The sequence below is a fragment of the Mesorhizobium sp. M7A.F.Ca.ET.027.02.1.1 genome (assembly GCF_004022985.1).
In the GTDB taxonomy this organism is placed as follows: domain Bacteria; phylum Pseudomonadota; class Alphaproteobacteria; order Rhizobiales; family Rhizobiaceae; genus Mesorhizobium.
In genome coordinates, this window is the sequence record NZ_RZOL01000037.1 from 18,253 (window position 1) to 27,486 (window position 9,234).

10 protein-coding genes are annotated in these 9,234 nt (G+C 63.0%); 9 read left to right on the top strand and 1 reads right to left on the bottom strand.

The genetic code is table 11. The features are described from left to right. Positions 1-4 precede the first annotated feature (4 nt). The gene (locus tag EN749_RS06910; protein WP_128362823.1) at positions 5-268 is read right to left on the bottom strand and encodes a hypothetical protein; all 264 of its coding nucleotides are present in this window, start codon (positions 266-268) and stop codon (positions 5-7) included. Here EN749_RS06910 and EN749_RS06915 point away from each other — a divergent pair. From EN749_RS06915 to EN749_RS06955, 9 genes are all read left to right on the top strand, one after another. Then, positions 252-962 carry an SDR family oxidoreductase gene (locus tag EN749_RS06915; RefSeq protein WP_127321703.1) on the top strand — a complete coding sequence of 237 codons (711 nt, stop codon included), beginning with the start codon at positions 252-254 and terminating at the stop codon, positions 960-962. The genes EN749_RS06910 and EN749_RS06915 overlap by 17 nt on opposite strands. An 11-nt stretch (positions 963-973) precedes the next feature. Next, positions 974-1,723 (top strand): SDR family oxidoreductase, encoded by a 750-nt coding sequence (locus EN749_RS06920; protein WP_127397377.1) that lies wholly within the window; start codon positions 974-976, stop codon positions 1,721-1,723. A gap of 96 nt (positions 1,724-1,819) precedes the next feature. Then, on the top strand, positions 1,820-2,770 hold the full coding sequence (locus tag EN749_RS06925) for a LysR substrate-binding domain-containing protein (protein ID WP_023810154.1): 951 nt from the start codon (positions 1,820-1,822) through the stop codon (positions 2,768-2,770). 86 nt (positions 2,771-2,856) lie between these two features. Next, complete coding sequence (locus EN749_RS06930) at positions 2,857-3,891, top strand: amino acid ABC transporter substrate-binding protein (RefSeq protein WP_127397376.1); 1,035 nt, start codon at positions 2,857-2,859, stop codon at positions 3,889-3,891. Between the two features lie 82 nt (positions 3,892-3,973). After that, on the top strand, positions 3,974-5,137 hold the full coding sequence (locus tag EN749_RS06935) for an ABC transporter permease subunit (protein ID WP_127809346.1): 1,164 nt from the start codon (positions 3,974-3,976) through the stop codon (positions 5,135-5,137). Positions 5,138-5,140: 3 nt separating this feature from the next. Further along, positions 5,141-6,220, top strand: coding sequence for an amino acid ABC transporter permease (locus EN749_RS06940; protein WP_127395253.1), 1,080 nt, complete (start codon positions 5,141-5,143; stop codon positions 6,218-6,220). Positions 6,221-6,231: 11 nt separating this feature from the next. Beyond that, a complete protein-coding gene (locus EN749_RS06945) occupies positions 6,232-6,996 on the top strand; it encodes an amino acid ABC transporter ATP-binding protein (RefSeq protein ID WP_127395254.1) in 765 nt (254 codons plus the stop codon). A 32-nt stretch (positions 6,997-7,028) separates the two neighbouring features. Continuing rightward, complete coding sequence (locus tag EN749_RS06950) at positions 7,029-8,459, top strand: FAD-binding oxidoreductase (RefSeq protein WP_245491288.1); 1,431 nt, start codon at positions 7,029-7,031, stop codon at positions 8,457-8,459. 95 nt (positions 8,460-8,554) lie between these two features. Continuing rightward, the coding region (locus EN749_RS06955; RefSeq protein ID WP_245491290.1) for a thiamine pyrophosphate-binding protein at positions 8,555-9,234 on the top strand (680 nt) is incomplete at its 3' end.

Genomic DNA, 9,234 nt, shown 5'->3' on the forward strand with positions numbered 1-9,234 from the left:
AAAATTAGACATCCGTTGCGAAAGCCGTGTTTTTTGTTCCGTCACCGGCTGCGCGGGTTTCCCAAGGGCTGAAGGCGCCAGCTTGCCAGCGTTTCCCTGGGTTTTCGGCTGCTGCGGTTATCCGAACACCCCAACGGATTTTGGAGGCATCCGAAATTTTCGAAAGTTTATCTTTCCTTTTTGCTGGTTTTCTTGGTTTCGCGGCATCGGCCCGGGCCGCAAACTGAAAACAGACAATCAGGAAAGCCCACGTGACGACAGCCTTCATCACCGGTGCGACGAGCGGCATAGGGCGGGCCATCGCGATCGCGCTGAGCGACGCCGGCTACGACGTCTATGCGGTCGGGCGCAGCCAGGCCGCGCTCAAGGAGCTGCAGGCACAGCGGCCCGGCATCGTGCCGATTGCCGTCGACGTCACCGACCGCGAGGCCCTGGAAGCGGCCCTGGCGGATCTCACCATCGACGTGCTGATCAACAATGCCGGGGTCATGCCGCCGCTCGGCAACTTCGCCGATATGAAGATCGCTGACATCGACACCACGCTCGAGGTGAACCTCAGCGCGGCAATCCTGCTCACGCGCCTCGTCGTCCCGCAAATGCGCGAGCGGCAGTCCGGGCATGTATTGTTCACCGGCTCCACAGCGGGCCACGCGGCATACTCCAACATTGCCGTCTATTCAGCGACCAAGGCGGCGATATCAGGCTTTGCAGCAGCGCTGCGCGCCGACCTCTCCCCATCGGGCGTACGCGTCACCGAGATCGTTGCCGGCCGTGTCGAGACGCAGCTCTACCAGGACATCCTCGACGCCAACGCGCGCGCAGCCATGTACGCCAGCAAAGTGGTGCAGCCGGATGACGTGGCCAGGATGGTCGTCGCTGTGCTTGGGCTCCCCGCGTGGGCCGACGTTACCCGTTTCGACATCATGCCGACTTGGCCAACCTCGCCAAGCGGTACCAAGTAAGGAAAACTGGGATGAAAGATCTTTCCGTTCTGATCGTTGGCGGTGGTGCCGGCCTCGGTGCCCTCTTAGCCGAGATGGCTGTCGAGGCCGGAGCGGCAAAGATCGGCATCATCGACATCAACCAGGAAGCCGCCGAGTCCGCGCTGGCGACCGCGAAGGCCAGCGGACTGCCTACCGCGACCGCCCTTTGCGACATTCAGGTAGGCCCACAGTGCCACGCCGCATTCGAGGCGATCGTTTCGAAACTCGGGCGCGTCGACACGCTGATCAATTGTGCCGCGATCTACCCTCGCCGCCCGCTCCTCGAAATCACCGACGCCGACTGGGATGCCTCCAACGGCATCAACATCAAGGGCACCTACCACATGATGGTGGCGGCGGTTCGCCACATGCAATCGCAGGAGCCGAAGAGCCGCGTCCGCGGCCGGATCGTGAACCTGACCTCGGTCGACGCCTTCAAGGCGCATCCGCAGAACGCTCACTATGCGGCGACCAAGGCCGCCGTCGTCAGCCTTACCCGATCCTTTGCCCATCACGTGGCGAAGGACGGCATTCTGGTGAATTCGGTGGCGCCGGCCGGCATGGCGACGGAGAAGGCGAAAGCGCTCGGCTTCCTGGAGGAACTGGCCAAGGCGAGCCCGCTCGGCCGCGGTGCCGAGCCAAAGGAGATTGCCGAATGGGTGCTGATGACGGGCAGCCCCAAGAACACTTACATGACCGGTGAAAACGTAATTGTTTCAGGTGGTTACATATACGCCTAAGTCTCTTTCGCCGCGGGCGACTGAACTCTGGCAGTGCATGACCGAGGCAGTGCATGACCGACCGGGCCACAAGCAGGGAAAGGAACGGAATTTTCGATGACCGGCAAGCTGCGCCTTCCCTCGCTGAATGCTCTGCGCGTGTTCCACGCGGTCGCGCAGCACAAGAGCTTTCGGCAGGCGGCGGATGAATTGCTGGTCACGCCGCAGGCCGTCGGACAGCAGATCAAGCTTCTGGAGGATACGCTCCAGGTAACGCTGTTCGAGCGTAAGGGCCGGTCGATCGAACTGACCGAGTCGGCCATTCTTCTGTCGCACTATGTCAAAGCCGGCTTCAACGAGTTTGCCGAAGGCGTTCGCCGCGTCACCAAGTCGAACTATCGGGACCGCATCAACCTGAATGCGAGCCCATACTTCGCCACGCATTATCTCCTGCCGCGGCTTTCGTTGTTCCGGGAAATCTTGCCGGGCGCGGACCTGCGCCTGACGACCATGGTCGACCTGCCCGATTTCGGGCGCGACGATATCGATATGACGGTCCAGTGGGGCTACGGCAACTGGTCCGACTATGAAACCACGTTGCTGGTGCCGGATCCGAAGATCATCTGCTGCACGCCGGCGATCGGCGAAAGGATCAAGTCGGCGCATGATCTGACACAGTTCACGTTGCTCGACACCGTCAAGTCGAAGCGTCTGTGGCCGGACATATTGCGCCACCTTGGCGTGGAACTGACGGATGGCGACCGCAGCATCAGCTTCGACGACGCCGCGACCATGCGCCGGGCGACCTTGCAAGGCATAGGTGTGGGCTTGGTTTCCGTCATCGATGCCGAGGAAGATTTCCGGGCGGGCACGCTGGTCGCGCCGATCGGCCGCGACGCCATTGCCGACATGAAGCCGGAGGAAGTCCCGGGCTTCTATCTTGTCGTCCCACGCGGACATCTGCGCGTGAAGGCGGTCGCGGCACTTCACCGATGGCTGGCTCAGCAGGATTGGCGCGGCGACCTCACGATTTCCTCGTTACCGAAACCGGCCCCGCTTTCCGACTAGAAGCGGCTTCGAGACCGAGGCCTGAAAGACGCCTTTCGGGCCTCCAACAACAAGAAACCAAACAACCTCAACAGTGGAGACGGAACATGAAAATGATCAAATGGGGGGCTTCGGCCCTGGCCCTTGGCCTCGTGCATTTTGCGGCGCCGGCGGAAGCCGCTGGCGGCAAGACGCTCGAAACCGTCAAGGCACGCGGCATGCTGAACTGCACCGGCCATGACGGCTCCTATCTCGGCTTCGCCGAGGTGGACGACAAGGGCAACTGGAAGGGCATGGACATCGACCTCTGCAAGGCGGTGGCCGCGGCCGTGTTCGGCGACCCTGCGAAGCTGAAAGTCGTTCCTATCAGCTGGGCCCAGCGCTGGCCGGCCCTGCAGTCCGGCGATGTCGACATCATCGTCAAGGCCTCGGGCGGCACGCTCAGCCGCGACACCGAACTTGGGCTGCAGTTCTCCATGTCCTACTATCTCGGGACCACCAAGGTGATGGCGCACAAGGAGCTGAACCTCAAGTCGCTCAAGGATGCCGCCGGCGGCACGATCTGCATTCCCGCCGGCACCTCGCAGGAACAGCAGGTCGCTGCCTATACTGCCAAGCTAGGCATCAAGCTCGAACCGGTGCTCATCGAGAAGACCGAGGAGCTCGAGCAGGCCTATTTCTCGGGACGCTGCGATCTTTATGCGCAGTGGGGTCCGACACTGGCCATTGCGCGCATCGCCAAGAGCAAGGTCGACGACCATGTCATCCTGCCCGACGTGCTCGCCGTCGAGCCTGAAGTCATGATCATGCGGCAAGGCGACGACAACTGGGTCGACATCGCCAACTGGACGCTGAGCACGCTGATCTTTGCCGAGCAGGAAGGCATCACATCGAAGAACGTCGACGAGATAAAGGCCAAGCCGACTTCACCGCAGGTCGCCAAATTCCTCGGCGTCACGCCAGGCATGGGCAAGGGTCTCGGGCTCTCCGACGACTGGGCCTACAAGGTGATCAAGAACGTCGGCAACTACGGCGAAATCTTCGATCGCGATCTCGGCAAGGACTCGCCCTACAAGATGGATCGCGAACTGACCAATTTGTGGAACAATGGCGGTGTCCTGTTCCCGCTGGTTGTTGATTGATCCGTTCTGAACGCATCCCGCTCCAGGTCCCGCCCGGCTCCCGCCGGGCGGGACCGCGCGGCAATTCGGGAAGGATTTCTGAATGGTCAGCCTGCTGAGAAATCAAAAAGTCCGCAACGCACTGTTGCAGATCCTGTATGTCGGCTCGATCGCCGCGATGGTGCTTGCCGGCATTGTGATCGCCAGACAGAACCTGGCGGCGCAGGGGATCACCTCCGGATTCGACTTCCTGTTCAAGTCGACGGGCTGGGACCTGAACTTCTCGCTGCTGCCCGCCACGGCCAACGACCCTTATTGGTGGTACTTCCTCATCGGGATCATCAATACGCTGTTTCTGGGAACCGTCGGCCTGACGCTGGCGACGATCGTCGGAACGATCGTCGGCCTGGCGCGGACATCCTCGAACGAATTGGCCCGGCTGCTCGGCCGCACCTATGTGGACATCTTCCGAAACATCCCGCTGATCCTCCAGGTTTTTTTCTGGTATGCCGTCATCACCCATCTGCCGACGCCGCGCGCCGCGCATGAGGGATGGGGCTTTCTCCTCACCAGCCGGGGGCTTTACATCCCGTTCCCCAATGTCAGCAGCGCCGCGCTCGCTGCGGCGACATTGGCTGTGATTGCCGCCATCGCGCTGCCGATCTGGCTGGGCAGGACATCGCGCCTCAGCCTGCCGGTCGGCCAGCGTGGCGGCATTCAGCTTGCCGGCACGGCGGCGGCACTTGCCTGCGCGGCCATCGTTCTGGTGGCCGGCCGCCTGGCCGACTCGCCGCTACTCGATTTTCCGGCGCTGCAAGGTCTCAATCTGCGAGGCGGCCTGCGCATTCCGCCGGAGTTTGCGACACTGGCCATCGCGATCGCCATCTATGGCGGCTCCTACATCGCCGAGATCGTGCGCGGCGGGTTCAAGGCTGTCGGCAAGGGCCAGGTCGAGGCGGCTCTTTCCCTGGGCCTCGGCCCGTGGCGGGTCTTCATGCTGGTGCGGCTGCCGCTGGCACTACGCGCCATGCTGCCAATCCTCGCCAACCAGTATGTCTGGCTGATGAAGGCGACCACAATGGGCATCGCGGTGGGCTTCACCGATTTCTTCATGATCGTGGCGCTGACGATCAACCATTCCGGCCAGACAATCGAAGCGATCGGCATCCTGATGGCTGGCTTCCTCGTCATCAACCTCAGCCTCGCCGCCATCTTCAACCGCATCAACAAAGCAATCGCCCTCAAGGGCAACCAGTTGAGGGGGTGAGGGATGGAAATGGTCGTTGTCGCCCCTCCTGCCATTGGCAAGATCGAGGATCTGAGGCGGCGCTTCTTTGCGACGCCCCTGCAGGCATTGCTGTCGCTGGCTTCCCTGGCGGTCATGGTCTTCCTGGCCTGGAAGCTCCTGAATTGGGCGGTTTTCTCGGCTGTCTTCACGACGAGCGGCGGACCCGAAGCCTGCCAGGCGGCGGCGGGAGCCTGCTGGTCGGTCATTGCCGCGCGATGGCGCATCATCCTGTTCGGCCTCTATCCCTATGACGAGCAGTGGCGGTCGGCCCTGGCTTGCCTGATCGTCGTGGTCATGACGGTGCTAAGTTGCGTTCCAGCCTTCTGGTCGGGTCGCCGCATCGCACTCGTATGGGGAGCCGGAACGGCGCTTTTCTACGTGCTGATGAAGGGCGGCGTGCTTGGTCTGCCCTATGTCGGCGAGGAGGCCTGGGGCGGACTGGCGCTGACCCTGTTCATCTTCGTGACCACCTGCCTGATCGGCTTCCCGCTGGCGATCTGCCTGGCGCTGCTGCGCCGCTCCGGCCTGCCATGGATTTCCCGCACCTCCGGCCTCATTATCGACGGGGTGCGTTCATTGCCTCTGATCTCGATCCTGTTCACCTTCGCCATCGTGCTGCCGTTCGCACTGCCGCAATGGCTGGTGGGCGACAAGCTGTACCGGGTGATCCTGGGCTCGGCCCTGTTTTTTTCCGCCTATCAGGCGGAGATCGTCAGGGGTGGGATGCAGGGCGTTCCCAGTGGGCAAGAAGAGGCAGCCATGGCGCTTGGCATGCGCTATTGGCAGCGCGTCGGCCGCATTCTTCTACCGCAGGCCATGCGCAATGCGCTGCCGGCGACGATCAACCAGTTCGTGATCTCGTTCAAGGAAACCTCGCTGGTGATCATCGTCGGCTTCTTCGAGATCCTGGCCTCCGGCAATGCCGCCTACGGCACCGGCGAGTGGCGCTTCGCCTATGTCGAGGTCTATGCCTTCATCGCCTTCATCTACTTCATCTTCGTGTTCAGCCTGTCCCGCTATGGCGCTTTTCTCGAGCGCCGTATGTCGGTCGGCGAACGATAGGGGGCGTTTACGTGCTTTCAGGAAACTCGCCCCGATCCAGCGGCCCCGCGGTGCTGATCGAAAATCTCGACAAATATTACGGGACATTCCAGGCGCTGCGAAAGTTGAGCTTGTCCGTGGATCGCGGCGAGAGGATCGTCGTCTGCGGCCCGTCCGGCTCCGGCAAGTCCACCATGATCCGCTGCATCAACCGTCTGGAGCAGCACAATGGCGGCCGGATCACCGTGCTCGGCACCGAGCTCAACGACGATGTCGGCAACATCGACGGGATCAGGCGGGAAGTCGGCATGGTGTTCCAGCACTTCAACCTGTTTCCACACATGACGGTGCTGGAGAACTGCATGCTCGCGCCCATGATCGTGCGCAAGGTGCCGCGCGCGGATGCCGAGGCGACCGCCCGGCGCTATCTGGAGAAGGTACGCATTCCCGAACAGGCGATGAAGTATCCCGGTCAGTTGTCCGGCGGCCAGCAACAGCGGGTCGCGATAGCGCGTGCCCTTTGCATGCAGCCCGAGATCATGCTGTTCGATGAGCCGACCTCTGCGCTCGACCCGGAAATGATCGCGGAAGTGCTCGACGTCATAGTCACGCTCGCCTCTGAAGGCATGACAATGATCTGCGTCACGCATGAGATGGGTTTTGCGCGCCGGGTTGCCGACCGGGTAATTTTCATGGATGGAGGCGAGATCGTCGAACAGGCGCCTCCCGATGAATTCTTCACCTCCTCCCGCAACGAGCGCACGCGGCAGTTCCTGTCGCAGGTGCTTGGTCACTGATCGATGCAACGATCCCGCGTCAGGCCGCAGCCATGTCCGTGACTGATCCCGTCACCGCCTTGCGCGAGATGCTCGGACCGAAAGGCTGGCTTTCGGGCAGCGATGCAAGGCCCTATCAGCGCGATTGGCTCGATCGCTACGGCGTCGCGGCTCTGGGCGTGGCCAGGCCTGCGGATACCTCCGAAGTAGCCAGTGTCGTAAAGACATGCCACGCGGCCGGCCTGGCGGTCGTGCCGCAAGGCGGCAACACCGGGCTTTGCGGCGGCGCCGTCGCCGATCGGCCGAATGCGGTGATCGTTTCGCTTTCGCGCATGACGGCGATCGGCAAACCGGACTTGGACAGCGGCTCGATCCTCGTCGAGGCGGGAGCCGTGCTTGCCGCGCTGCACGAGGCGCTGGAACCGCACGGCCTGATGTTTCCGATGCATCTCGGCGCGGAAGGCAGCGCCAGGATCGGCGGCCTGGTCGGCACCAATGCCGGCGGCAGCCAGGCATTCCGGTATGGCATGATGCAAGACCTCGTGCTTGGCCTGGAGGTCGTGACCCCTGACGGCGCGATATGGAACGGGCTGCGCGCGGTGCAGAAAGACAATGCCGGCTACCAGTTGCGCAAGCTCTATTGCGGCGCGGAAGGAACGCTTGGCATCGTGACGCGCGCGATCCTGCGGCTCTACCCGATGCCGCGGCGGCAGGCGAGCGCGCTTGTCGTCATGCCCGATTTCGCTGCGGCGGTTTCGTTTGGCACCTTTCTGCGGGGCGAGGCGGGGGAATTCCTGACCGGGCTCGAGTTCTTCTCCGACATCGGGCTGGGACTGGCCCTGAAACACCTGCCCGACCTCGCCTACCAGTTGGAGGCACGCGGCGAGGTCTATGTGCTGGTCGAACTGGCATCGGGCGCCCCCCGCGTTCCGCTCGACGAGATACTGGCTTCGGCGCTGGAGTGGGGCATGGAGCAAGGCCTGGTGCTGGACGGAGCATTGGCGGCGACGGGCGCGCATCGCGCACAATTCTGGCGGCTGCGAGAGGAGCAGCCGGAAGGACAGAGGCTGGAAGGAGAGCAGCTGAAGCACGACATCTCGGTGCCTCCGGGCGCTATCGCCCGTTTCGTCGAGGCCGGCGCAGAGATCTGCGACGACATTCTTCCCGGCGTGCGGATAAACCCGTTCGGGCATCTCGGCGACGGCAACATCCACTACAATCTGTCGCCGCCGGAAGGCCGCGCCGATTTTGGCGCCAAGGCCGAGCGATTCGCCGAGGCGCTATCGTCGCTCGCCACGGAAATGGGCGGCAGTTTCGCGGCCGAGCATGGACTTGGCCGCGCAAAGATCGCCATGGCCGACCGAAACCGCAGTCCATTGGAACGCGAACTCATGGCGCGGCTCAAGGATGCATTCGATCCACGGGACACGATGAATCCGGGCGTGCTGGTGCGCGCTGCTCGGCAAAGAAAAACTTTCGAATAGACGGCATTTCTTGATTTCGCCCCGAACCGCCTGCGTGCACCTATGAACCGAAGGCAGGCTCGATCGACCTGCCGCCAAAGTGAGGATGTCGAAGCATGATCCGCAATGGCGGCCGCCTTCTCGTCGAGTGCCTGATCGGGCTTGGCGCGACCAGGAGCTTCGGCGTGCCCGGAGAAAGTTATCTGGCCGTCCTGGACGCGCTGCACGACACGCAGGGGAAGCTGGACTACACGCTTTGCCGCAATGAAGGCGGCGCGGCGTTCATGGCCTCGGCCTACGGCAAGTTGACCGGCTCGCCAGGCATCTGTTTCGTGACGCGCGGCCCAGGCGCCACCAACGCCAGCATCGGCGTTCACACGGCCATGCAGGACAGTTCGCCGATGATCCTGTTCGTCGGCCAGGTCGGCACCGACATGAAGGGCCGCGAAGCGTTTCAGGAAATCGACTACCGGTCGGTGTTCGGCACGGTCGCCAAATGGGCGGTCGAGATCGACGATGTCGCGCGCCTGCCCGAGATTGTGGCGCGGGCATGGACGACCGCATTGACCGGACGACCTGGTCCCGTCGTGGTCGCGCTGCCCGAGGACATGCTGACCACCATGACAGAAGCGGCTCCGCTCAGCGCACCGGCGGCCATTTTCGAGCCGGCACCGGCGCCGGAAGCGATCGCTTCGGCCTTCAAGCTGCTGGCCAAGGCCGAGAGGCCGGTCCTGCTCATGGGCGGCGCCAACTGGACCGTGGACGGACGCGCGGCGCTACAGGCTTTCGCAGAGGC